Annotated in this window: 17 protein-coding genes and 2 pseudogenes; 11 read left to right on the top strand and 8 right to left on the bottom strand. The window is 56.6% G+C overall.

Annotated elements, in window-relative coordinates; genetic code table 11:
• Nucleotides 1-4 precede the first annotated feature (4 nt).
• The 5 genes and pseudogenes from AC1AWD_RS04155 to AC1AWD_RS04135 all read left to right on the top strand — a co-directional run bounded on the left by AC1AWD_RS04155 (nucleotide 5) and on the right by AC1AWD_RS04135 (nucleotide 8,384).
• Nucleotides 5-232: a hypothetical protein gene (locus AC1AWD_RS04155; RefSeq protein WP_476563940.1), complete on the top strand. Its 228-nt coding sequence runs from the start codon at nucleotides 5-7 to the stop codon at nucleotides 230-232.
• Between the two features lie 116 nt (nucleotides 233-348).
• Nucleotides 349-1,759 (top strand): annotated as a pseudogene (gene istA, locus AC1AWD_RS04150) (IS21 family transposase); the annotation flags it as partial.
• Nucleotides 1,760-1,813: 54 nt separating this feature from the next.
• Nucleotides 1,814-2,579: pseudogene (gene istB / locus AC1AWD_RS04145) on the top strand (IS21-like element helper ATPase IstB).
• A gap of 1,808 nt (nucleotides 2,580-4,387) precedes the next feature.
• The gene (locus AC1AWD_RS04140) at nucleotides 4,388-4,492 is read left to right on the top strand and encodes a helix-turn-helix domain-containing protein (RefSeq protein ID WP_476563939.1); all 105 of its coding nucleotides are present in this window, start codon (nucleotides 4,388-4,390) and stop codon (nucleotides 4,490-4,492) included.
• A gap of 28 nt (nucleotides 4,493-4,520) precedes the next feature.
• Nucleotides 4,521-8,384, top strand: coding sequence for an AAA domain-containing protein (locus tag AC1AWD_RS04135; RefSeq protein ID WP_476564579.1), 3,864 nt, complete (start codon nucleotides 4,521-4,523; stop codon nucleotides 8,382-8,384).
• A 32-nt stretch (nucleotides 8,385-8,416) separates the two neighbouring features.
• On the opposite strand, the gene AC1AWD_RS04130 is transcribed toward AC1AWD_RS04135, so the two are convergent.
• The 6 genes from AC1AWD_RS04130 to AC1AWD_RS04105 all read right to left on the bottom strand — a co-directional run bounded on the left by AC1AWD_RS04130 (nucleotide 8,417) and on the right by AC1AWD_RS04105 (nucleotide 13,573).
• Complete coding sequence (locus AC1AWD_RS04130) at nucleotides 8,417-9,790, bottom strand: ISL3 family transposase (protein WP_476563938.1); 1,374 nt, start codon at nucleotides 9,788-9,790, stop codon at nucleotides 8,417-8,419.
• Nucleotides 9,791-10,021: 231 nt separating this feature from the next.
• Complete coding sequence (locus tag AC1AWD_RS04125) at nucleotides 10,022-10,927, bottom strand: putative RNA methyltransferase (RefSeq protein WP_476563937.1); 906 nt, start codon at nucleotides 10,925-10,927, stop codon at nucleotides 10,022-10,024.
• Between the two features lie 411 nt (nucleotides 10,928-11,338).
• Nucleotides 11,339-11,848 carry a hypothetical protein gene (locus tag AC1AWD_RS04120; protein WP_148335440.1) on the bottom strand — a complete coding sequence of 170 codons (510 nt, stop codon included), beginning with the start codon at nucleotides 11,846-11,848 and terminating at the stop codon, nucleotides 11,339-11,341.
• Nucleotides 11,849-11,932: 84 nt separating this feature from the next.
• The gene (locus AC1AWD_RS04115) at nucleotides 11,933-12,304 is read right to left on the bottom strand and encodes a plasmid mobilization protein (protein ID WP_058985406.1); all 372 of its coding nucleotides are present in this window, start codon (nucleotides 12,302-12,304) and stop codon (nucleotides 11,933-11,935) included.
• 2 nt (nucleotides 12,305-12,306) lie between these two features.
• Nucleotides 12,307-13,386 (bottom strand): tyrosine-type recombinase/integrase, encoded by a 1,080-nt coding sequence (locus AC1AWD_RS04110; protein WP_476564577.1) that lies wholly within the window; start codon nucleotides 13,384-13,386, stop codon nucleotides 12,307-12,309.
• Nucleotides 13,367-13,573 carry a hypothetical protein gene (locus AC1AWD_RS04105; protein ID WP_024963414.1) on the bottom strand — a complete coding sequence of 69 codons (207 nt, stop codon included), beginning with the start codon at nucleotides 13,571-13,573 and terminating at the stop codon, nucleotides 13,367-13,369. The genes AC1AWD_RS04110 and AC1AWD_RS04105 overlap by 20 nt, the downstream gene beginning before the upstream one ends.
• A 135-nt stretch (nucleotides 13,574-13,708) precedes the next feature.
• On the opposite strand from AC1AWD_RS04105, the gene AC1AWD_RS04100 reads away from it, so the two are divergent.
• Nucleotides 13,709-14,122 (top strand): helix-turn-helix domain-containing protein, encoded by a 414-nt coding sequence (locus AC1AWD_RS04100; RefSeq protein WP_025296209.1) that lies wholly within the window; start codon nucleotides 13,709-13,711, stop codon nucleotides 14,120-14,122.
• A gap of 505 nt (nucleotides 14,123-14,627) precedes the next feature.
• Here AC1AWD_RS04100 and guaA read toward each other — a convergent pair.
• Nucleotides 14,628-16,190, bottom strand: coding sequence for a glutamine-hydrolyzing GMP synthase (guaA, locus tag AC1AWD_RS04095; protein ID WP_476563935.1), 1,563 nt, complete (start codon nucleotides 16,188-16,190; stop codon nucleotides 14,628-14,630).
• 497 nt (nucleotides 16,191-16,687) lie between these two features.
• On the opposite strand from guaA, the gene AC1AWD_RS04090 reads away from it, so the two are divergent.
• The 5 genes from AC1AWD_RS04090 to AC1AWD_RS04070 all read left to right on the top strand — a co-directional run bounded on the left by AC1AWD_RS04090 (nucleotide 16,688) and on the right by AC1AWD_RS04070 (nucleotide 24,786).
• Complete coding sequence (locus AC1AWD_RS04090; protein WP_476563933.1) at nucleotides 16,688-19,165, top strand: phosphoketolase; 2,478 nt, start codon at nucleotides 16,688-16,690, stop codon at nucleotides 19,163-19,165.
• 724 nt (nucleotides 19,166-19,889) lie between these two features.
• The gene (locus AC1AWD_RS04085; protein ID WP_476563932.1) at nucleotides 19,890-21,158 is read left to right on the top strand and encodes an OFA family MFS transporter; all 1,269 of its coding nucleotides are present in this window, start codon (nucleotides 19,890-19,892) and stop codon (nucleotides 21,156-21,158) included.
• Between the two features lie 229 nt (nucleotides 21,159-21,387).
• Nucleotides 21,388-22,869 carry a DUF1846 domain-containing protein gene (locus AC1AWD_RS04080; RefSeq protein ID WP_476563931.1) on the top strand — a complete coding sequence of 494 codons (1,482 nt, stop codon included), beginning with the start codon at nucleotides 21,388-21,390 and terminating at the stop codon, nucleotides 22,867-22,869.
• Between the two features lie 224 nt (nucleotides 22,870-23,093).
• Nucleotides 23,094-24,146 carry an inorganic phosphate transporter gene (locus tag AC1AWD_RS04075; RefSeq protein ID WP_476563929.1) on the top strand — a complete coding sequence of 351 codons (1,053 nt, stop codon included), beginning with the start codon at nucleotides 23,094-23,096 and terminating at the stop codon, nucleotides 24,144-24,146.
• 16 nt (nucleotides 24,147-24,162) lie between these two features.
• The gene (locus tag AC1AWD_RS04070) at nucleotides 24,163-24,786 is read left to right on the top strand and encodes a DUF47 domain-containing protein (RefSeq protein ID WP_476563927.1); all 624 of its coding nucleotides are present in this window, start codon (nucleotides 24,163-24,165) and stop codon (nucleotides 24,784-24,786) included.
• A 73-nt stretch (nucleotides 24,787-24,859) separates the two neighbouring features.
• Here the strand turns inward: AC1AWD_RS04070 and AC1AWD_RS04065 are convergent, their stop codons facing one another.
• Nucleotides 24,860-25,615 carry a putative ABC transporter permease gene (locus AC1AWD_RS04065; protein ID WP_476563925.1) on the bottom strand — a complete coding sequence of 252 codons (756 nt, stop codon included), beginning with the start codon at nucleotides 25,613-25,615 and terminating at the stop codon, nucleotides 24,860-24,862.
• Between the last annotated feature and the right edge of the window lie 134 nt (nucleotides 25,616-25,749).

Below are 25,749 nucleotides of genomic sequence, written 5' to 3'. Positions count from 1 at the left end.
CTGGATGGTGGTTCTGAAAAACCAGAACCGCCGTTCAGGCATTTTTTATCTTCGTCCTCTCTGCGGTTTTGGATTCTTCAGCAAGTCGGATTTTTCCGCAATCTTTTTCAGCCACTTCCGTTCTTCTACTGACAGCTTCCTAAAATTCAGCTTGAGCCGTTTGCAGATAAACGCCAAGTACGCTTGTTCCGTGTCGCTGTCCTGGCTGACGATTTCACCAGCAGTTTGTTGAGGTTTTAGTCATGTAGTTTTTTCGGGTTTAGGCAAAAGGCATGCCGACCACCCGTGGGCCTTATCTTGATGGTGCTTCGTTTTCCGTCAAGGAGGTCCGGAAAGGTTATGATCAGCATGCCCAAAGTCCAGTCTATCCGTCGTCGCAGGATGAACGGCGAGTCGATCGCGTCGATAGCGCGCAGCGAGAATGTCAGCGAGCCGACGGTGCGCAAGTACCTGAAGGCGGGGGACCTGTCACCCATGCCGCCGGTCAGGCGGAGACGCGCGGAGTCGGTCATCGACCGTTACGTGCCGGTGATTCGGGCAGTGGCTCGCGGAGGATCGCGGCACGTGGCGCAAGCAGCGTCATACCGCCACGCGGATATGGGAGCGTCTGCGTGACGAGTACGGGGCGGAGGTGTCGTTGTCGACGGTGACGAGGAAGGTCGCGCAGTTGCGGCGCGAGTTCGCTGTGGAACGCGAGGCCGGTTATCTCGATCTGGTGTGGCATCCCGGAGAGGCGCAGGCCGATTTCGGCGAGGTCGACGTCAGGTATCGGGGTGAGGTGTCTCGCATGCGTCATTTCGTGCTGGATTTCCCGTATTCGAACGTCGGGCCGGCGCAGCTGATGCCCGGGGAGAACGCGGAGTGCGCGTGCCAGGCGCTTCGCGACATCTTCGAGTGGCTGGGCGGCGTACCGCCGCGGATCGTGTTCGATAACGCCGCAGGCGTGGGCCGCCGCACGTTCGAGCGGGTGCGTCTGACCCGCCTGTTCCAGGCGTTCCAGGCGCATTACGGGTTCGACTATGCGTTCTGCAACCCGTATTCGGGGCATGGGAAGGGCGGCGTGGAGTCCCGGGTCGGCGCGGTGCGCCGCAAGCTATTCGTGCCGGTGTCGAGCGTGTGGAACGTGCCGGCGTTCAACGGCAGACTGCTCGAACGGTGCCTGGATCTGGCCGACAAGGAGCACTACCGCGGGGGCGGGCGTGAGACGGACCTGTTCGCCGAGGACCGCAGGGCGCTGCTGGCCCTGCCGGAGGAGCGCTTCGACGTGGTCACGTGGAAGCGGGCGAAGGCCGACAAGTACGGAATCGTCACCGTCGAAAGCAAACATCGGTACGCGGCTGGGCCCGAGCACGCCGGACGTGAGCTGATCGTCGGACTGCGCGCGTTCGAGGTCGAGCTGCTCGACGCGGGCGGCGCCCGCATCACGACGCATCCGCGTGCCTATGGCGACAGGCCCACCAGCAGCGACGACCCGTCCATGCAGATCGGGCTGCTGTGCAGCAGGCCCGGGGCCTGGCCCAACAGCCGGGTCCGTGAGGCGCTTCCCGACCCGCTGCGCGAATGGCTCGACATGCAGGAGCGCGCGGTCCTCGCCGAGGGGCTGCGCACGCTCCGGCAGGCCGAACGCGAGAGCGGATGGGCGAATGCGGTGGCCGCGATGGCCGAGGTCCTCGAGACCACCGGCGGCATCGATCGCGCCGGCGTATGCCTGGCCGCGGCCCGCCATGCCTCCGGGATCGCGCCCGTCGCCTACGACGAACCCGTCGACCCGACGCGGATACGACCTGGCGTTCGCCGGGAGGAAGGACAACGCATGAACCAGAGAAACGAGGAGCGCACGGACGTCGACCGGCTGCGGGCGAGGGCCCGCGGCCTGTTCATCTCCAAGGCCACGGTCGACGACCTGCTGGCCTGGGCCACGCCCAGGCAGCTGCAGGCCGTCGACCGGCTGCTGCGCACGGAACCGGGGCCACCGCGAGACCTCGAAGCGCGCCAGGCTCCTGCGCCGCGCCCGGTTCCCCGTCCCCAAGACGCTGGACGGCTACGACTTCGCGAACGTGAAGCTGCCGGACGGGTACACCCGGGACGAGCTGCTCTCCTTGGACTTCGTAGGCAAGGCCCAGGATCTCGTGTTCTACGGCAAGACCGGACGCGGCAAGACCCATCTGGCCACCGCGCTGGGCATGAGCGCGGTCGGCCGGGGCATGAACGTGCGGTTCCTGCCCACGGCCGAGCTCGTCCTGCAACTGGGCCGGGCCAAACGCGACGGCACCTTCGAGACCATGCTCAGGGACATCGCCAAGGCCGACCTGATCATCCTGGACGGGTTCGGCTACGTGCCCTTCGACGTCGACGGCGCCAGACTGCTCTACCAGGTCATCGCCGGCAGCTACGAGAGAAGGAGCATCATCTTCACCACGAACATCGAGTTCAGCAAATGGGGCACGATCTTCGCCGACGACAAGCTCGCCGCCTCGATCATCGACCGCATCGTCCACCACGGGCGACTCATCGAATTCACCGGACAAAGCCACCGCATCAGCCAGGCCCTCATGTTCGGCAAACCCCAAAACCAATAAACCCACCCCCGGCCGGCACGCCCAAGCCCAAACCCGAAAAAATACCCGACGAAAACCGAAACGCCGACTTGACTAAAAACACCTCGGAGCCGTTCTATTCGACGATGACGGCGCAGCGCAAGGCTGAGAAAAAGCGGAAACGGCTCCGCAAACCGCGGCGCATGGCGTGCGGCCGCCTGCGAGACTGGGGTTGGACGGGCTGAGGCGTGGCTGGAGCCCGGAACTGATGCCGGGCTGGTTGTGAAGGCCGAGCGTCCCGACAATCAGACCATGCGCGCCGGCCATGAATGCCTGTACCGGTGGTCTACGCCGCAGAGAACAAGGGGATGGGCCTGCGCCAGTACCTGGCTCGCGGGGAGCGATGCCCCACCAAACGCTGCGGCAGGGGCTTGAGGTGTGTGCCAATCCTGATGGGCATCCATCGGCGACAGCCCGCAACGCGTGGGCTCCCGCGTCGAATTCGTCCATTTTGGACACCGTCATTGGCTCCGGACCGTCGAAACGGCGCACCGGCACGCAGATCGAACACAAGGTCCGTAAGCTGTTCGCCGGGTTCGTCGACGATAAGAGCGCTGCGCGGACCGCCATGGCGGAATACGACATCCGCAAGGACATATTCCGTCTGCGGTCCGGATCGACCGCACATGGGGCAACGGGACGGAATCGTCGTTGTAACCACTGGTGGACGAGGTGCCGGGCATGCCCGCGTGCTATGCCGATCCGTACAGTTCATGGCAGCGCGGCAACAACGAGAACAGGAACTGCGGGATACGCCGCTGCCTTCCCAAGAGACCGGTTTCGAGGTCCTCGTTTACCGAACGCCCAACGAGATTTGGCAGGAGGAGATCCGGCGGCTGTCATCGAAGACCGACGGCGCAGAGGTCGGTGTCGCACTTACAAATTGAATCTGGGAATCGGGCTGCGGTAGATTACTATTTAGGATGCGGGAGGAGCCCTGCGAGAACCATCCGTGCCGGGGGATACCCCCAGCAGACAGCTGCTCTCCCTCTGGCTCGACGAGTATGCGCCCGGCGAGCGGAAAAGACGGCCAACGGCGGGATACCGTGACGGTATCCCGCTCGAAGAGAAGGTACAGGCTGTCTCCGAACTGGAGGTGAGAACGGGTGTATTTTACTAAGTTTTCCGGTCACACGACCGGCCTGTTTTAAGTCGTTTCGTCACATGTTCGGTTCCCGGCCCGTCCAGATCGCTTTTTCGTTATTGCATCAGGGCGAGTCCTGCGCCAGGACTCGCCCTCGAACCTGATTATCCTGCCGTGGCGCACGGTATGATCGATGATTGTGGCGGCCATATCCGGAGCATCGAACACGCGCCCCACCCGCTGGACTCGATGTTCGTGGCGTATATCAGGTTGTGTGTCTCGTACGCGTTGGATACGGTTTGGAACAACATCCGGCTTCCCTTCTCGTCGCATCATATCGAGTTCGTGTTGTTTGTGTACGCATTTCCTAGGGGGAGGGGCCCTTGTTTTGTCTGTATTTGTTCTGTCAGAGCCGTAGCGTACAGCTGTTCGGATGGCCTTAGTTCGGCTATGGTGTCGGCGTAGCTATGGTCGAATCTGATGAATGCCTTGATGGCCTTCCCCGCGTTGCTCCTCGCTGTACGCGCGATGTTCCTCCTGTCCGTCTCGGACTAGGTTTTCCATCGCAGAGTCCCAACAGCGGGAATATAGCCGAAAGTGCGTAAGATCGCGAGCACTATTCTTGATTGACTTGGATATTAAAGAAAGAAGAATTTATAGCAAATTGTCGGAGTCGGTTCTGTTCTGATTGCCGAAATGGACAGTAGTGAAACATGTATCAACAGATTCACTTGTCACACTTTGCAAAGTTTTAAACTGTGATATAGGCGACATCATGGAGATTGTTCAAACATTCAATCAAGGCATGTAAAGGAAAAGGAGGTGTAATCTTGGATAATATGATTGCAACCGCTGAAGCAAAACAGAAAATCACCAAGCAGGAAAAAGTACTGTCACTCTTTAAATTCATTGAAGAATTGAATGAATTAAAGCAAAAAGTGGTACTTAGGGTATCGGATTATCCTTGGTCTCGCTCCATCAACTCTCTTCCTGATGACCAGGAAAACATCAAAGTCTATTACAGAGATCGAGTAGAAGAGGAAGACACTGAGAATACGACAGATGTGCTGCTGGCTGTCCATAAGCCTGAATTCCAGAATTGCCCAGACCCCAATCCCAACTTTGAAAATTGGCTGGAACAAGGCTGGGACAATTACCATGATAAAGCCAGAGTTAAGAATTTTATTCTTCGGCCCTTAAATCAATTACATCTTTCGGAAGAAATTGCGAAAGATGACAGGGAGCGCATTGACGAAGAAAATCAAACATATAAAGAGTTTTTCACCGACAGTGAAGAACGTGTATCAACATTTCGTGCCTGGACGGCAAAGCGAGATGTGTGGGCTGAAAAGCAGAAAATGCTGGAAAAAACCAGAGATCTGTTCTCTGAACTCTATAAGATCAGTACCGATTTGGAGCGTGAATCTGAAACCTTGGAACTGGTGGTCGTTGACGGCTTTCTCCGGGATCGGGATATGCCTGAACTGGATCATCCTATTTTGACTCGACGCGTAAAGATTCGGCATGATGCAGTGGCGAATACGATATATATCGTAGACACCACTGTGGAAACTGAGCTGTACACCGTAATGTTCCAGAGCATGGACGGGATCAACCTATCTTCCATCAACCACATGAGGGATGACCTCCATCAGAATGATTATCATCCTCTGGACCGTAATGAGCTGCCTGTATTTCTTAAAATATTTGTCCACCAGCTTTCTTCGGAGAGTATCTATGCTGAAGATGGTATTCCTGATAACTGGCAGAAAAAAGAAAGGCTCCTGCTGTACCGTAATCCATGCTATATCCTACGCAAACGCATGGATGGTACGCTGAAAGCCATTGAGCAAATTATTGAGCATGTCGAGGAAACCGGCGAGGTCCCTGCCCCAATCGGCGATATTGTCGAGGGTGGTAAAATCGATATTCCCGAGGATTTCGGAGAAGTTTCTATTGAGGAACAGCTTGCAGCAGTCGGCGGTGAGAGCGTAGATATTCTGCTTTCTAAAGAAGCTAATAAGGAACAGCTGGAGATCGCCCGGCGAATTGAGCGCTATAACGCTGTTTTGGTGCAGGGCCCTCCCGGTACAGGCAAGACACATACCATTGCGAACCTGATGGGGCACTTTCTGGCCCAAGGCAAGAGCGTTTTGGTGACCAGTCATACGCAAAAAGCATTGAGTGTTCTGAAAGAAAAGATCGCCCCTGGTCTGCAAAGCCTGTGTGTTTCCATGCTGGATGATTCGAATGTGGATATGGAAAAATCCATCGATGGAATTACAAGTTATATGTCTCAGTACACCTCTTTTGAGCTTGAAAAGGAGATGGAGGCCTTGGGGCGGGAGCGGAAACAGATTATTCATGATCTTGCGGAAACCCGAAAGAAACTGTTTTCTATTATCAATCAGGAATGCAACTGTATTGTTTATAATGGAGAGGAGATTTCTCCCTCTTTGGCTGCAAAATTTGTTCAGGAAAATAGTGAAACTCTATCCTACATTCCTGGTACAGTCCGACTTTATGAGCCGTTGCCACTTACTGCTACAGAATTATCTGAGCTGTATTGGAGCAATGGTGTTATTTCCACAGAAGATGAATCTGAATTCGACCACGATCTTCCAAATCCGAATGATGTGATGTCTCCGAGTAGTTTCGAAAAGAATTGTAATTTTCTAAATTCAGCGCGGTCTCATCTTGACACTATTTCTGAAAACATTCAGTGGGAAATTCAGAATCTGTCCGCTGAAAACAAAATACGGATTTCTGCGCCTTTCGGCCAGTTGACGCTAAATTATCCGAAAGCAGAAGCTGTTGATCAATTGCGAAACTACGTTGCAGCATTTCCCAAAGTAGAGCCTTGGATGCTGTATTGCGTTGTAGATGGAAAGAAGGGGGATGCATATAAACAGTTGTGGATTCGACTGATTCAGCAGATTCAGGATACCTCTGCGTATGCTGAGAGATTGACCGATGAGAAATTCGGCAAAGAGGTTCGGATTCGTAGCCAAGACCCTAATTATGCAGAAGCAATGAAACAGTTGCTGGAGAAATACGAACAGAATAGGGAGGTTGGAAAACTTACGCTGTTTTTCAATAAGCAGCTGAAGGTGGCGTTGAATGGTGCAACTGTGAATGGGCAGCAGCCACAGACAGCAGAAGATTGCCAGCTGATTCTTCATGTTATGGAAATGAAGTCGATGCGGGATCAGTGTGCCTCTTACTGGAATGATCTGTTTTCCAAGCATGGTGTTCCTGAGTTCTATGATCTGGATTCATCTGAGCCAGAACGAGTTGCCGCAAACTATATCCCTTATGTTCAACGGTATCTGAATTGGTTCCAGAAAGAATATGAAGTGCTCACCATGCGAATGGATGCTGTGGGGTTGCCCTGTGATGTGATTTTCCAGAGCAATGTGCAGGATTCTGAAATCGTATCCACTGAGAAAATCTTGACAGCTCTTGGAAATACCATCCCCAAGATCTGTGATATTTTTAAAGTGGTTCAGGCGATTGCCGACAAGCAGAAGGAGCTGGAGGAGAACCGCAATATTCTTCAGATGGGGAAGCGTATGCATTCCGATGTCTGCAAAGCGCTACTTTTAGCTGCGGAAGGCTATAAGCCTTATGAATATCGGAATGCCTTCGCAATTTTGGAAGAAACCTACGACAAGACAAGTCTGAAAGCCAAGCGTGAAGGCTATTTGAATCGTCTGGCTCCGGTGGCACCTCAGTGGGCTGACGCTATTCGTACCCGAAACGGTATTCATGGGGAATCGGCTGTTCCAAGTGACATCGATGATGCTTGGAAATGGAAACAGTACTATGAGATCATTGAAGAAATTACTGCGGAGCCTTTCTCGGAACTTCAAAAGCATAGTCTTAGCCTCAGTAAAGAATATCGCAGCATTACTGCAAAGTATGCCGAGAAATCTGCCTGGTACAATCTTTTGCGGACGACTGAGCATGATATCAGTATGAAGCAAGCATTGGTAGGCTGGAAACAGACTGTCAAGAAAATCGGCAAGGGAACGGGTAAAAATGCTCCGATGTATCGTGCCAAAGCCCGTGAATTGATGGCTAAATGCCAAAGTGCTGTTCCTGGCTGGATTATGCCTATTGGTAAAGCATTGGAAAGTCTAAATCCCAGTACCAATAAGTTTGATATTATCATCATTGATGAAGCCAGTCAGTCGGATATTTCTTCTCTGGCTATTTTGTATATGGGCAAAAAACTGGTTATCGTGGGTGACGATAAGCAGGTTAGCCCTATGGCGGTCGGCGTTCAGGTTGATAAGACGAATATGCTGAAAGAAATGTACATTGCCGGCAAAATCCCCAATGACCACCTTTATGATGCCAAGACATCAATCTATGATATTGCGGCAACCACATTCCAGCCGTTGATGCTCCGAGAACATTTCCGTTGCGTACCGGAGATTATTGGATTTTCAAACTGGCTTTCTTATGACTTTAAGATTAAGCCCCTGCGGGATTGCAGCAATAGTGTTCTCTTGCCCGCTGTTGTAAATTATCGGACTGCAAACGGCAAGCGTATCGGTAAGACTAATCCCAATGAGGCAAAAGCAATTGTTGCTCTGATGCAGGCTTGTATGGAGCAGCCGGAGTATGCAGGAAAAACATTTGGGGTCATCTCTTTGCTGGGAGATGAACAGGTTAAAAAACTCCAAGAAGAAATCTGAGGCTTCGGTAGTTTGTGTGACAAGGGGCTAGCCTAGGCAGCAACGCTCTTCGCTCCCTTCACGCCCTTCTTCCTCGCCTTCACCGGGCGACCCGGGAGCTGGGGCTGGCAGTCGCCGCACCTGAGCATGAGCAGGGCCACGAGGTTGTCGGTGTTGCGGAAGCCGTAGCCCATCCTCACCGTCACCTTGATCTTGTTGTTGATGGCCTCTACGCGCCCGTTGCTGATGCCGAGCTCGACTGCGGCGATGATGTCGTCGCGCCGGCGGCGCACCTTCTTCTCCACGGCGACGACCTTGGCGATCTTGCAGTAGGCGGCCCTGTGCATCCAGTCGTCGAGCAGCTCGGCGGCCTCGGAGCCGTCGGCTGCCCGGAAGACGGCCCGCAGGTCCTCCTTGAGCTCCCAGGCCCTGACCAGCCGCGAGCCGGCCCTCTTCTTGAGCGCCTCGAGCCTCGCCCTCTGGCCGTCGGTGAGGTCCTCGGGGTTCTTCACGAGCGCGTAGCGGCTGCCCTTGATGGAGGCCGCCTCCTCCTCGAGCGCCCTGACCTCCTCGGGCGGCAGCTCGCCTTTGGCAGGCCTGCCGCGCTTGCCCTCGGGCCTGGGCCTGGCGGCCCTGGCGGCGGCCCTGGCGGCGTTCCACTCCTCGCAGCGCACGGCGTCGAGCGCGTCGTTCATCCACTGGACCACGTGGAAGGGGTCCATGACCCACCTCGCGTTGGGGCAGCGGCGCTTGACCAGCTGCCTTATCCACCTCGCGCCGTCGGCGGTCACCACCTCTATGGCGCGCCTCTGCTCGCGCGTGAGCTCGTCGAGGAACAGGTTGAGCACGTCCTTGCCGGTGCCCTCGTGCGCCCAGATGAGGCAGCCGCGGTCGTGGTCGACGACCACCGTGACGTACTTGTGGCCCTTCTTGTACGACGTCTCGTCGATGCCGATGCGGCGCACGCCGTCGAACCTCGAGGCGCCGCGCGCGGCCTCCAGCTCGGCGTAGACGCGCCTGCACACGCCGCCCACGCTGTGCCACTCGACGCGGGCGAGCTCGGAGACCGCCGAGGCGGTGCAGCGGACCGCCAGCCACGCCACCCAGTCCTCGAAGTCGCGCGTGAAGCGCGCCCCGTGCCGCGCCCAGGGGACGGCCTCGGTGCGCACGCCGTGCTCCGGGCAGCGCACCCTGCAGGGCGCGTACTCCAGGTAGCAGGCCGAGCGCGCCAGGTCCATCGCCCTCCACAGCCTGGGGGCCCCGCGGTTCGCCATGTCGTAGAAGTCGCAGGCCCTGCCGCATACGGGGCAGCGGCGCTGCTCGCGCTTGTAGAGCCGGACGCTCACGACGATGCGCTCGGCCTCGATGCGCGCGCCCAGGACGACCGTGCGGGCCAGACCGAGGGCGAGAAGTAGTAGACTCTTCATGCGTCACACCTCTTCGGTTGTCTGAATTTGGCTTAGCAATCATAGGCGGATGACGCGGAAACGGCCCCTCCCGGGGCCGTTTCAGTTCCAGATCGTTGTTTTCGCCCGCTGAGCTGGGCCTATGCCGGAATCTCTCCCACAGAAACCACCGAAGAGCCAGATTTCTTCTGGGGCGGTTGACAAGGGCTGTCCTTCAGCCCTGCAATTAAGAGGATGATGAGCTGGCTGAGCTCATGAAGGGCCTTGGGAGCGAGGGGTGCCCACCAGCAATTCAGCCTCGATGGTGATGCTTTTCACACGCGATAGATTTAGGGACTCCGCGTCGATGCCGAACAGCAGCGGCGTCATCTCGGCGAACACGCGGACGTCCCTTTCGGACATCTCGAAGGTGCGCGTCACCTTGATGCGGTCGGTCATCTTGAAGTGCTTCTCAAAGCAATCGGTCACCAGCTGGTTTGAGTATTCCTTGCTGCGCAAAAATCCTTCAGCAAGGTGGCGCAGCTCCGTAAGATGATTGCTGCCTGGAACCACTTTGACCAGCACTCCTGGCGCGGAGGCGTTTCTGGTTGGGGTGAGAACGCGCTTGAATTCGTCGTAGTTCGAGGGAGCGAATACGTCCACCACGCAGTTGATGGAGCCTTTCAGCACGGGGATGTTCGTCAGGTCGCCAACCAGCCATTTGACCGCCTTTCTGGAATCGTGGCGGGCCGCCATCAGCATGGCGTCTTTTGAGAGGTCAAACGCCACCACGTCGACACAGAGGTTTTCTCGGATTGCACGTGCATAGAAGCCTTCTCCGCATCCCGCGTCGAGCACGCGGAATGGCGTCGCGTTCACAGCTGCAGGACCCTCGCTTGGGGAAAGGGCCCTTCCTACCGCGGTGAGGACGGCTTCTTTCACGTGGTCGTAATACCCTGCCTCCAGGATTGCCATGCGGCTCTCAAAGAATTCTTTGCTGTAGTGGGCTGACTGCCTGGAGGGCCCTAGAAGGTTTACGTACCCCTGCTTTGCGATATCGAAGCAGTGCCTCTTCGGACATACGAGGCTCCCTTCCTGCAGCTTCAGGGCGCTGTGGCAAAGGGGGCAAGAGAGCACGTCGGCGCTGTCAGCAAATCGCGCGTATCTGTCGAGTACCATTGCGTCTCCTTTCGTCCAAGCAATTCTAGCAGATGAGTCTTCCCCAGCAGTGCATGGCTAATCACAGCAGGCAGAACCGCACAGTGACAAATAGCTGAGCTATTTCAAGCTGGGATTTCGGTATTCTGCTGCCCTCTTTTGGGCCACTTCATTTCGCCACGCTTTTGACAGGAGCAACAGGGTCCTCGCGCGCAAAACGCATATGGGCAATGCAGCCGTCTGTCAGGGCATGCCTGCGCCCCCGAACCTGCCGAAAAGGCGCTGATCTGCCCGCCAGGGCATGCCTGTGCCCCCGAACCAGCCGAAAAGGCGCTGATCTGCCCGCCAGGGCATGCCTGTGCCCCCGAACCAGCCGAAAGGGCGGTGGATCTGCCCGCCAGGGCATTGGCAGAAGAAAGAATGCCGAGATACTCAATAAGAAGATTGATAACCTTCAGCAGGTGAAAAGATTATCCTCCCATTTCCAAGGTTAAACTCAGCTCGTTGTGCATCGTTGCTTGATGAGTCCAGTTTGAGCTTGAAAGAAATCAGGGTATTCCCAGTTAAATGCAAGGAACTATAGTCGAGTTGCCAGTAATAGCAATCTTGATTGAGTGGGACTGAATAACGGATTGCTCGAAGATCAAGAGCTTCCAATTGCATCTCTAAACAACCTGAACACCGATTAACTTTAAGCAGAACATCGCAGTTCTCAAATCGAAATAAAACGGCCTGAGGTTTCGCTTCACCGTTTGCGTAAGCGTTACAAAGGACGTAGGCCGCTACAAATTCCATCCCATACAGGTCTTCGAGCGTGGCGGATTCATTCTTCCCATAATCGTTCTTTTGATTGGGGATAACTAGCTTGGCGCGTCCAAAAGGATGCGCCAAGCTAGTTGGGCTGCTGATGGTTTCGGGCCTTACGCACGCATTGAAATTCATATGCCAAACCCCTGTCGTTGTGTATCAATGCCAGAAGAATTTTACGATGAGTACGATGGCACCTTGTCCCTACCAACGGACACCCTAGTATCTCTCAAGATCCCAAACACTTTCGTATTCTCGGTCGATATTGCTGGTGGTGTCTGCAGCTGGCGCAAGGCCGTCAAAGAACTTCGCCAGCAGTCCGATAGTTTCCTCCATTGAGGCGTCCAGCTCGCCTCCTGCGCGGATTCTGAGCAGTTGCTGGTATATTTCCGCCATTGCGTCTTTCAAGGCCTTGTAGACCCTCGTAGAGGGTCTTACGACTATCTCGTGATCCATCAGTTTGGCCATGATGAAATCTTGCTTGTCCATCCCGCTCAACTTGGCCAAATTGGTGATCCGCTCGTATTCCTCCGGGCTCACCCTGAAAGCCATGGTCTTCGACCTCTTGCGCGCGGAGTTAGGGCAGGGCATGGCTAGCCCTCCTTGGTGCACTCAAGAGCGTTGGCGATCTCGGTCTGTTTGTTCGGGAAGAGGTGGGCGTAACGGTAGGTGATATCGGTGCTCTCGTGGCCAACGCGATCAGCGATCGCCAACGCGGAGAAGCCCATCTCGATGAGCAGGGAGACATGGCTGTGCCTCAGGTCATGGACCCTGATCCTCTTGACTCCGGACTCCTTGCATCCGCGCTCCATCTCGTGCGTCAGGTAGTACTTCGTCACGTCGAAGATGCGGTCATGGGGACCAAGGTCGTCTCTGAAGTCTTCCAGGTACTCCTTCATCTCCTCGGCGAGGAACTTGGGCATGGCGATCCTTCGCACGGAGTTCGGAGTCTTCGGGTCGGTGATGGTGTCGATGCCCTTCAAACGCTGATACGACTTCGTGATGCTGAGCTCCGAGGTCTCGAAGATGAAATCGGATGGGGTGAGGGCGAGGAGCTCTCCACAGCGGATACCTGTCCAGTAGAGGACCTCGAAAGCGTAAAAGGAAAGAGGTTTGTCCATGATGGCCTCCGAGAACCTCAGATACTCCTGCTTCGTCCAGAAGTTCATCTCTCCGCCTTTCTTCGAGCCCATCTTCGTTACCTTCCTGCACGGGTTGCCCGTCAGGTCGTAGTAGCGCTCGGCATGGTTGAAGATGGCGTTCAGCTGGTTGTTGATGGTTCTGAGGTAGGTGGCCGAGTACGGCTTCCCGTTGGCGTCCTTGTGGTCGATAAGCTGGTTCTGCCAGCGGACGACGTCGATGGGCTTGATCTCGGACATCCTCATCTTCCCGAAGAAGGGGATGATCTTGTCCTTGATCATGTACTCCTTGGTCAGCCAGGTGTGCTCCCTGATTCGAGGCCTAATCTCGGTGGCGTACACGTCGACGAAGTCCGCGAAGAGCATGTCCATGGTGCCGTTGTGAACCGCTAGGAAGTCCTTCTCCCACATGAGCGCCTCGAGCTCGGTGGCAAAGCCCCTCTTGACCTTGTGCCGCTTCGCGCCCCTGCCGTCACGGTAGAAGCACTGGGAGTAGAACGTCCCGTTCTCGCTTCTATATACGGGCATCTTCATCACCGGCAAAGAATCTTGCCTCGAAGTGGTCGGAGCGGACGCGGCCCTTGACCACCGCGCGACCCTTCTTGATCTGCTCCTCGTTCATCTCCTGGATGATCTTGTAGGCGAACCCTTTCGACATGTTCAGCCTCTGTGCGACCTGCTCGGCGTTGAGCATGGTGGGCCTGTTTTCTTCCTGGTTCATTTGTCCTCCTAATATCGTACGATTACGTACGTTTGATATGAGCGAATCATAATCGTACGCTTTCGTACTGTCAAGAAATTGCGTACGTTTGCGTACGGTGCTAGAATTACGAGGTTTAGATTTTCAGGAGGGAAGATGACGACTGGCGAGAAGATCAGGTACTACCGCAAGCTGCGCGGGCTCTACCAGGGAGAACTGGGCGAGAGGATCGGCGTCTCGGAGGGTGCGATCCGCCACTACGAGACGGATTTCAGGACCCCCAAGCAGCCTCAGGTGGAGGCCATTGCCGAAGCCCTCGACATCTCCCCGCTTGCCCTGAAGGACTTCGGGGTAGAGAACGCCCGAGACCTCCTGGGCCTCCTTCTGCAGCTGGAGGACGAGTTCGGCATCGTGCCCGCTGAGGATGGCTCTGGTCTTTCTATCGACGCGTCTGCCGAGAAGGCGCCCAAGACGACCCAGATGCTCAAGGCCTGGGCCGCAAAGCGAAACGAGCTGGAATCCGGAGAGATCACGCCGGAGGAATACGCCGACTGGAAGGCCAAATTCTAGGAGTAAATATTTACTGAAACGCGAGCAGGTGGCTTTACCCCCGCAATTGGGAGTAAAACACCTGCTTTTCTTATGCCCGAAACCCACCATTCGAAGTGGGTTAAAGCCGATAAAATCGCTTGGGGGAGTAATTTTTTACTCCCCATTGTTGACCTGCGGTTTTGCTGAAAAGCCACCATATTTCGCCCCGTTGAGTTTCAGTTGAGTTTTGGGGTCCGTTTTGCCCCACTGGGACAGGCGACTGGGACAATTTACTCCCCCAACAAACCTTTTACTCCCCGTCCGTGGGGTGCCGCCATGTCCGCCCTGTACGGCAATTAGGAGTAAAGCTTCCTAAAACAGCAGGTCAAAGCATAAAAAATACCCCCGATTTCAAGTGGAAATCGGGGGTATCTCGCTCAATTTATTCCCCCAAGTTGCTGGGGGCTTTGCGTTTCTTCCGTACGCTGCGACACTCTGCGGTACTCAGCGGACGGAAAATCGAGGCTTCAAAATAGCCTTTCGACTACTCCCACTCAATCGTTGCCGGCGGCTTAGAGGTGCAGTCGAGAACGACGCGGTTGATCTGGCGGCATTCGTTGGTGATGCGGGTCGAGATGGTGGCCAGCACGTCGTACGGCAGGCGGGACCAGTCGGCGGTCATGGCGTCTTCGGAAGACACCGGACGCAGCACGATGGGGGAGCCGTAGGTACGTTCGTCGCCCTGCACGCCGACGGAGTGCACGTCGGCCAACAGCACGACCGGGCACTGCCAGATGTCGCGGTCCAGACCGGCCTTGGAAAGCTCTTCGCGGGCGATCGCATCGGCTTCGCGCAGCAGGTCGAGGCGTTCCTTGGTGATCTCGCCGATGATGCGGATGCCGAGGCCCGGGCCCGGGAACGGCTGACGCCAGACGATTTCATCCGGCAGACCCAGTTCGGTGCCGATGGCGCGCACTTCATCTTTGAACAGGGTGCGCAGCGGCTCGATCAATTCGAACTTCAGGTCTTCCGGCAGGCCACCGACGTTGTGGTGGCTCTTGATGTTGGCCGCACCGTCGCCGCCGCCGGATTCGACGACGTCCGGGTACAGGGTGCCCTGTACGAGGAATTTCACTTCCTTGCCTTCGGCGCCGGCTTCTTCGATGACCTGGCGCTGGGCCTTTTCGAAGGTGCGGATGAACTTTTCGCCGATGATCTTGCGCTTGCGTTCCGGTTCGCTCACGCCGGCCAGTGCGGTGAGGAAATCGTCGGCCGCGTCGACTGCGATCAGCTTGATGCCGGTGGCTTCAACGAAGTCGTGTTTGACCTGTTCGACCTCGCCCTTACGTAGCAGGCCGTGATCGACGAACACGCAAGTGAGCTGGTCGCCGATGGCCTTGTGCACGAGGGCTGCGGCGACGGCGGAATCAACGCCGCCGGACAGGCCGCAGATTACCTGGGCGTCGCCGACCTGTTCGCGGATTTTGGCGACCTGGTCTTCGATGATGCTGGAGGCGTCCCAATTGTTGCCCAGTCCTGCGCATTCGTGCAGGAAGGTTTCGATGAGCTTTTGGCCGAGCGGGGTGTGCTTGACTTCCGGATGCCACTGCACGCCGTACAGCTTGCGGGATTCATCCTGCATGGCGGCGACGGGTGCGCCTTCGGTGTGGGCGAGGACTTCGAAGCCTTCCGGAGCGGTCTTGACGGCGACGCCGTGGCTCATCCAAGTGTCCTGGTCGGCGGGGGAGCCGGCGAGCAGGCCTTCGGCCTTGTCGATGACGGTTGCGGTCTTGCCGTATTCGCCCAGAGCGGCCTTATCGACGTCGCCGCCGAGCTCATGGGCCATGACCTGGAAGCCGTAGCAGATGCCCAGTACCGGAACGCCGGCTTCAAAGATCTTCTTGTCAATGGTCGGGGCACCCGGCTCGTATACGGAAGCGGGTCCACCGGAGAGAATGATGGCCTGCGGATCCTTGGCCAGTATGTCATCGACCGGCATCGAATGCGGCACGAGTTCGGAATAGACATTGGCCTCACGCACGCGGCGGGCGATCAGCTGGGCGTACTGGGCTCCGAAATCAACGACGAGCACAGGACCTGTTGCCATAACACTCTCCCTTATATATAGACACAGTTTTCACGGATGGAATGGAAATGAACAGTATATCCTATTTTGACCTTGTTAGGCGACAAAGAAACGGCTTCGTGCCGCGCATTCTTCCATATCGGGAGGTGCTTTCCCGAGAATATGAAAACATAACAAACCCTCACGTTTGTTTAAGCAACACGCCGCACGGATATTCACCAAAACGAACGCGGGAAATTGTATTCAATGCCCTTAAATGGCTATTTTCCGCCCTTTTTGTTAAGTGCTGACACATTTGCATCTTTCACAAATCGGTCATGAAATAATCACAAAAACGAAATTTTTCTTAACAGAATCAAACATACTTGCAAAAAAACAGCCCAAAGTCGCGCACGGCTCGTAATATACCGAAGTGATTGGTGACGAGCTTATGCGCGGAATCGCAAGGTTTCGTACATGGCGGTCATCAAACGTTAGTATCAATCGCACAGTAAATGTGCAGGAGTACAGGAGTACACATGACGAGTCCTGTTATTGGCACCCCTTGGAAGAAGCTGAACGCTCCGGTTTCCGAGGAAGCTCTCGAAGGCGTTGACAAGTACTGGCGCGCCGCCAACTATCTTTCCATCGGCCAGATTTATCTGCGCAGCAACCCGCTGATGAAGGAGCCCTTCACCCGCGAAGACGTCAAGCACCGTCTCGTCGGCCACTGGGGCACCACCCCGGGCCTGAACTTCCTGATCGGCCACATCAACCGTCTCATCGCTGACCACGGCCAGAACACCGTGATCATCATGGGCCCGGGCCACGGTGGCCCGGCCGGTACCGCTCAGTCCTATCTGGACGGCACCTACACCGAGTACTACCCGAACATCACCAAGGACGAAGCTGGCCTGCAGAAGTTCTTCCGCCAGTTCTCCTACCCGGGCGGCATCCCGTCCCACTTCGCTCCGGAAACCCCGGGCTCCATCCACGAAGGTGGCGAACTGGGCTACGCCCTGTCCCACGCCTACGGCGCTGTGATGAACAACCCGAGCCTGTTCGTTCCTGCCATCGTCGGCGACGGCGAAGCTGAAACCGGCCCGCTGGCCACCGGCTGGCAGTCCAACAAGCTCGTGAACCCGCGCACCGACGGTATCGTCCTGCCGATCCTGCACCTCAACGGCTACAAGATCGCCAACCCGACGATCCTGGCCCGCATCTCCGACGAAGAGCTGCACGAGTTCTTCCACGGCATGGGCTATGAGCCGTACGAGTTCGTCGCCGGCTTCGACGATGAAGATCACATGTCGATCCACCGCCGCTTCGCCGAGCTGTTCGAGACCATCTTCGATGAGATCTGCGACATCAAGGCCGCCGCTCAGACCGACGACATGACCCGTCCGTTCTACCCGATGATCATCTTCCGTACTCCGAAGGGCTGGACCTGCCCGAAGTACATCGACGGCAAGAAGACCGAAGGTTCTTGGCGCGCCCATCAGGTGCCGCTGGCTTCCGCCCGCGATACCGAAGAGCACTTCGAAGTGCTGAAGAACTGGATGGAATCCTACAAGCCGGAAGAGCTGTTCGACGAGAACGGCGCCGTGAAGCCGGACGTCACCGCCTTCATGCCGACCGGCGAACTGCGTATCGGTGAGAACCCGAACGCCAACGGTGGCCGCATCCGTGAAGAACTGGTGCTGCCGAACCTCGACGAGTATGAGGTCAAGGAAGTCAAGGAATACGGCCACGGCTGGGGCCAGCTCGAAGCTACCCGCCGCCTGGGCGTCTACACCCGCGACGTCATCAAGAACAACCCGGACAGCTTCCGCATCTTCGGACCGGACGAGACCGCTTCCAACCGTCTGCAGGCCGCTTACGACGTGACCGACAAGCAGTGGACCGCCGGCTACCTGTCCGAGCTGACCGATGAGCACATGGCTGTCACCGGCCAGGTCACCGAGCAGCTGTCCGAGCATCAGATGGAAGGCTTCCTGGAGGGCTACCTGCTCACCGGTCGCCACGGCATCTGGAGCTCCTACGAGTCCTTCGTGCACGTCATCGACTCCATGCTGAACCAGCACGCCAAGTGGCTGGAAGCTACGGTTCGTGAGATCCCGTGGCGTAAGCCGATCTCCTCCATGAACCTGCTGGTTTCCTCCCACGTGTGGCGTCAGGATCACAACGGCTTCTCTCACCAGGATCCGGGTGTCACCTCCGTCCTGCTGAACAAGACGTTCAACAACGATCACGTCGTGAACATCTACTTCCCGTGCGACTCCAACATGCTGCTGGCCGTCTCCGAGAAGTGCTACAAGTCCACCAACCAGATCAACGCCATCTTCGCTGGCAAGCAGCCGGCCGCCACCTGGCTGACCCTGGACGAAGCTCGTGAAGAGCTCGCCAAGGGCGCTGCCGAATGGAAGTGGGCTTCCAACGCTGCCTCCAACGACGAAGTCCAGGTCGTGCTGGCCGCCGCCGGCGATGTTCCGACCCAGGAAATCATGGCCGCCGCCGACAAGCTGAACGCCATGGGCATCAAGTTCAAGGTCGTCAACGTCGTTGATCTGATCAAGCTGCAGTCCGCCAAGGAAAACAACGAAGCCCTCTCCGATGAGGAGTTCGCTGAGCTGTTCACCGAAGACAAGCCGGTCCTGTTCGCTTACCACTCCTATGCGCACGACGTGCGTGGCCTGATCTTCGACCGCCCGAACCACGACAACTTCAACGTTCACGGCTACAAGGAGCAGGGTTCCACCACCACGCCGTTCGACATGGTGCGTGTCAACGACATCGACCGCTACGAGCTCGTCGCTGAAGCTCTGCGCATGATCGACGCCGACAAGTACGCCGCCGACATCGACAAGCTCGAAGCCTTCCGTCTGGAAGCCTTCCAGTTCGCTGTCGACAACGGCTACGATCACCCGGATTACACCGACTGGGTGTACTCCGATGTGAAGACCGACAAGCAGGGTGCCGTCACCGCCACCGCCGCCACCGCTGGCGACAACGAGTGACGTTAGCGCGAACGCATAACGGTTCATAGCAGATGAGGGCTCGCTGGGCAACCAGCGGGCCCTCATTGCGTTTGCGGAGTTGTCGGGGGAGAAGCGGATTCGGCGGTGAAGGAACTCTAAAGCATCAGCATCTTCCGCTCATTTAGCACTTCCCGCATATAACATTTCCGTACACTGTGACAGCTGTGGTCGCACATCGTATTGGTCTCACACGCACATTGTGTATGTAACACCCACACAATGTGCTAGTCCCACATACACAATGTGCGTAGACTGCCCGGGTGACGCACATTGTGCGCCGAATCAACGCACAATGTGCGTGGGAACAGCGCACAATGTGCTAGTGGAAGACATCCGACGCACATTGTGTATGTGGCATCTACACATTGTGTATGTGATACTCACACATTGTGCGTGTGCCACTAGCACATTGTGCGTCGGAATGGGGCGTGAGAATGGGTTTGCTTACAGAGATGTGGGTTGTGACAGTTCTCTCATCTTTTCGGAATCGTGATTATCGGAAATGATGTGGGCAGTACACCAATATCACCCCGATATAGAGCCATCTATGGTTGTTGCCTTACAGGAGGAACAATAATGTGACCCACCTCACCTGTGAAATTTCGCACAAGTAAGGTGTGCGTTTTTCATGGGTGTTTTCGCGTAGCCTGTTTCCCGTGCGGGGCACAAGAGAGGATATACGTCCCGTACGGAAAGGGATGATATGGCAACGATTCGCGAAAACCGTTGGGTGCGTGCCGTGGCTCCGGCCCTGCTGATCCATATCTCCATCGGTACCGTCTACTGTTGGAGTGTGTTCAAGCAGCTGATAGCCGATGAATTCCAAGTCGGCGCCGGGCAGATCGAATGGGCGTTCTCGCTGGCGATTTTCTTCCTCGGCATGTCCGCCGCGTTCCTGGGCCCTATGGTCGAGCGTGACATCAAACGTTCCGCACTGATTTCACTGGTCTTCTTCATCGTTGGTTTTGCCGGCACAGGCGCGAGCATCATGCTGCATTTCCTGCCGGGTGTATACATCTTCTACGGCGTAATCATGGGTATCGGCCTGGGTGTCGGTTATCTGACCCCGGTCAAGAATCTCATGCTTTGGTTCTCCGACAACAAGGGCCTTGCAACAGGCATCGCCGTAGCCGGCTTCGGCCTGGCCAAGGCGATCGCCAGCCCGGTCATGGAATGGCTGATCGCAACCAGTGGCCTGGTCAACATGTTTTTCATCCTCGCCGTCATCTACGCCGTCATGATGATCTTCGGCTGGCTGCTCATCAAGCGTCCCGCCGGCTACGTGTATGACGCGCAAAGCTCGCAGGTCAGCCGTCTTTCCATCATGCGCCGCCCGGTCTTCTGGGGAATCTGGATCACCTTCTACCTCAACATCACGTGCGGCCTTGCTCTCATCTCCCAGGAAAAGGACATTCTTTCCGACGTGCTGCACATGAGCCCGCAATACGCCGGCCTGAGCGCGACCGAATTCTCCACGGCCATCGCCGGCATCATCGGCACCGTGCTCGCGGTGGACGCCGTCTTCAATGCGGCGGGACGTCTCGGCTTCTCCGCATTGTCGGATCGTTGCAAACGTCGCGAAACCGCATACAAGGCATTGCTGATCATGTCGATCGCCGTCTGTGCGCTGCAGCTGCTGACCGGCAGCATCGCCAACGGCATTCTGTGGAGTGTGCTCGTCATGCTGTTCTTCGTCAACGCCGGCTACGGCGGCGGCTTCTCCACGCTGCCGGTGCTGCTCGATCAGCATTTCGGCATCAAATCCGTTTCCACCGTGCATGGTCTCGCCTTGAGCGCGTGGGCGTTCGCAGGCCTTTCCGGCAATCAGCTGGCATCCTTCATCGTCTCCCATGCGTCGAATGCGGAGAACCGTTATATGACGCTGATTCCGGTGCTGACCGTGCTGTATGCGATCGCGCTGGTTTCCATGTGGCTTGTCAGCCGCAAGAAAACGGAAGAAACGGTTGCCTGATGATGCGATGATTGCTTGATTGTGCGATTGCGGATTGTGCGGTTTCACACCATTGGCGACCATCAACATTCCCGGATAGGGGAGTGCGCAACAGGGAGGTCCCATGGAATATTCCATGGGACCTCTTGCATTACATGCATCGAATACCGCAGGTCGGCGTGCTGATACCGTCATACCGCTATAATCTTTTGGTCACGAAAACGTTGCTTCACAAGGAGCCCATACACCTATGCGTCAGGGATTCGACAACGATAAGTACATCGCGCTGCAGGCGGAGAACATCAAAAAGCGTATCGCGCAGTTCGGCGGCAAGCTGTATTTGGAATTCGGCGGCAAGCTGTTCGACGATTATCATGCGTCGCGTGTATTGCCCGGCTTCGAGCCCGATACGAAATTCCGTATGCTCAAGAGCCTGTCGGATGACGTCGAGATCATCATCGCCATCAATGCGAATCATATCGAAAAGGCCAAGATGCGCGGCGATTTGGGCATCACTTATGACGAGGACGTGCTGCGACTGATCGACGTGTTCCGTTCCCGCGGCTTCTATGTCGGTTCCGTCGTGCTGACGCAGTATGCGGGCCAGCCGGCCGCCGACGTGTACCGTCATCGTCTGGCGCAGCTGGGCATCACCTGCTATCTGCATTATCCGATCGCCGGATATCCTCACGACATCGAGCACATCGTATCCGAGGATGGCTATGGCAAGAACGATTACATCGTCACCAGCCGCCCGCTGGTCGTCGTCACCGCTCCTGGCCCGGGGTCGGGCAAGCTGGCCACCTGCCTGTCGCAGCTGTACCACGAGAACAAGCGTGGCATCAGCGCCGGCTACGCGAAGTATGAGACGTTCCCGATCTGGAACCTGCCGCTGAACCATCCGGTGAACATCGCCTACGAGGCCGCCACCGCCGATCTCGACGACGCGAATATCATCGACCCGTTCCACCTGGAGGCATACGGCGAGACCACCGTCAACTACAACCGTGATGTCGAAGCGTTCCCGGTGCTGAAGGCCATGATGGAGAAGATCATGGGCACTAGCCCGTATCAGAGCCCCACTGACATGGGCGTGAACATGGCAGGCTATGCCATCGTCGACGACAAAGCCTGCCGTGAGGCGGCGAATATGGAAATCGTACGCCGCTATTTCGATGCGGCGGTGCATTATAAGCGCACCGGAACCGGTGAGGAGCAGGTTGAACGTCTGCGTTCCATCATGAAGAAGGCCGGCGTCGATCAGGATCTGTCTCCGGCGCGTTCCGCCGCCTTGCTGAAGGAGGAGATGACGGGCGCGCCGGCCGGTGCCATGGTGTTGCCGGATGGCCGTGTCGTCACAGGCAAGACCGGTGATCTGCTGGGTGCCGCCAGCGCATTGCTGATGAATGCGTTGAAGGCCGTGACCGGCGTGCCGGAAGACGAACTGGTGATCAACGAATCCGCCATCGAGCCGATCTGCCAGCTGAAGACCGAGCATCTGTCGAGCGTGAACCGTCGCCTGCATTCCGACGAAACGCTGATTGCGCTGTCCATCACCAGCTCCGAAAGCGAACGTGCGGCCAAGGTGATCGGCGGTTTGGAACAGCTGCGCGGCTGCGATGCGTTCTTCTCCGTCATCATTTCCGCGGCCGACGAGAACCTGTACCGCAAGCTCGGCATCAACGTGTGCTGCGAGCCGAAGTATGAGCGCGTGAGCCTGTATCACAAGTAATCCGCAATCATTTTCGGAACTTCGCTTCATGCATGGATTCGGTGCGACGCCCCTGTTCATCGGGGGAGTCGCACCTTTTTCATCGCAATGCGGTTTTATGTAGTCGTGAAACGGCGACTATGTAGGTAATTCGCTGTGCGTCGGGTACAATCATTGATTGTTTATCAAATATTCGCGGAAAATTAACCGTCGGATTCACTTTAATGAGGAAGGTGACGACGCCCTTGGATGTGTCTTTCTCCTATTTCATCCAACAGATCTTTTCGAATCCGGCGTTGGCCATAACCACGTTATTAACGCTTGGTGTTATTTTCGTTAATGGATGGACGGATGCACCCAACGCCATCGCCACGTGCGTGACGACACGGTGCATGCGCATTCGGCCGGCGGTGATCATGGCCGCCGTCCTCAATTTCCTTGGCGTGTTGGTCATGACGCAGATCAACGCTTCCGTGGCCTCCACCATCAGCAATATGGTCGATTTCGGCGGCAACACCCACGAGGCGCTGATCGCGTTGTGCGCGGCCCTGTTCTCCATCGTCGTCTACAGCGTGGCCGCGTCCCTGTTCGGCATCCCCACATCGGAAAGCCATAGCCTGATCGCGGGTCTGTCCGGAGCGGCCATCGCAATACAAGGCGGCATGGGCGGCATCAACATGGACGAATGGGTCAAAGTGCTCTACGGCCTCGTCGCCAGCATCGTACTGGGCTTTGGCATCGGCTGGATGGCCTGCAAGATCGTGACGCTGGTCTGCGCGGGGCTTGACCGTCGGCGCGCCAATGGCTTCTTCACCTATGCCCAGATCGTCGGCGCCGCGGCGATGAGCTTCATGCACGGCGCCCAGGACGGACAGAAGTTCATCGGCGTGCTGTTTCTTGGCATGGCGTTTTGCAACGGACAGTCCAGCGTCGTGGGGGTCGTCATTCCGGTTTGGCTGATGCTGTTGTGCAGCGCCATCATGGGTGTCGGCACCAGTGTGGGTGGTGAGCGCATCATCAAGTCCGTCGGCCAGGACATGGTCCGTCTCGAAAAGTATCAGGGCTTCTCCGCCGATCTGTCCAGCGCGGTGTGCCTGCTGCTCATGACGGTGCTCGGCATTCCCGTGTCCACAACGCATACAAAGACCAGCGCTATCATGGGTGTCGGCGCGGTCCGTCGCCTGTCCGCCATCAATTTCGCCGTCGTGCGCGACATGATGCTTACCTGGGTGTTCACGTTCCCTGGCTGCGGCATCATCAGCTTCGTCATGGCAAAGCTTTTCATGTTCATGTTCTAAGGAAGGAACCCGACTAATGGCAAGGAAAAACGATTCTTTTTATTTCGACGGATTCCGTCAGAGCGCTGAATGCGCATGCCAGGCGGTGAAGCTGCTTTCCGACGTCATGCATGACTATGATTCCGACCAGCTGCGCGACCGTATGGACGACATGCACCGCATCGAGCAGGCCGCCGACGAAATCCGTCACGGAATGATGGATGAGCTGGTCACCGCATTCATCACGCCGTTCGAACGTGAGGACATCGCCGCATTGTCGAGCGCATTGGACGACGTGGTCGACACGCTTGAGGAGACGCTGTATTGCCTGTACTACGACAATGTGCGGCAGATGCGTCCCGACGCGTTGCAGCTGATCGATATGATCGAACAGGCATGTGACCGCATGGGGGAGCTGGTCGCCGAATTGCCGCGTTTCAAGCGTTCCAAGACGTTGCGCGAGCACGTGTTCGCCATCAACAAGATCGAGCAGGACGCAGACCGTCTGTTCGTCGATGCGATGCGCACGCTGCACACCACCTGCACCGATCCGCTGCAGGTGTTCGCATGGCATGAGCTGTATTCTCAGCTGGAACGCTGCACCGACGACTGTGAACGCGTCGCAGGCGTCATCGACAGCATCGTCATGAAGAACAGCTGACGCACATATCGTGAAAATATGGGAATGGGGCCGGAATCCGTAAAGATCCGGCCCCATTCCCATATTCAACGTTTTAGGGACGGCGATGCCGGCGACGTTCTTCGAGAGCGTGACGAATCTCGTCGAGGATTCGTTTATCGCGTATGGACATCATTTGGGGGAACGCATCGATCAGTCTGCGCTGCTGCCAATTGAGCGTTTCATGAATATGTTCGTTGAACTGCGAAAGACGTTCATGCTCTTCCGTGATTCGCTCATTGACCGCGTCGATGCGAGCCGCGCGATGGCGATTCAGCTCGCTATTCAGCATGGCGAGTCGGCTATGCAGCGTGTATAGGCCTGCGGCGTTGAGCGCAAGGTCGACCAGCAGCAGCACCGCCAGAATGCCGGCAATGAGGTGCAGCTCGAACGAAGTGAACGTTGCGGTCATTGCCGAAAGCCAAGGCTGGACGAACAGCATGACGAGCGTGGATCCGGCTCCGAACGCAATGAATCCATTGAGATATACGCGCCCGTGAATATTGAAAGGCTTGCCTGTGTAGTCCCAGAGCCTGACACTGAACAATCGTTCAATGGCATATGACGTGAGGTATTCGATGACGCATGCGATGACGCCTGAGCTGAGGAACAACGCGAACGGATTCTCCACGTCGTGCAGAAGCAGAATCACGCTGATGCCGCCGAACCCGTAGATCGGGCATATCGGACCGTTGAGTACGCCTCTGTCTACGAGACGATGCCGCAGCGCCAATGCGAGCAGGGTCTCCCATATCCAGCCGACGAATGCATAGAACATCCACCATAGGAACAATTGTTCGAGATATGACATGATGATTCACCCACCCCGCCTGCTGCGAAGCATTATATGCCGTCGTCGCCACTCTACCGCACCTTGTACAGGTATGCATTCGGCATAACAAGGGGTATAAATCCGTGTTCCGGTGATATGCGACAGACCGGTAC

This window comes from Bifidobacterium sp. LH_512 (genome assembly GCF_056356435.1).
Note: the sequence above shows the minus strand (reverse complement) of the source record. Positions and strands in the feature narration are given on the sequence as shown.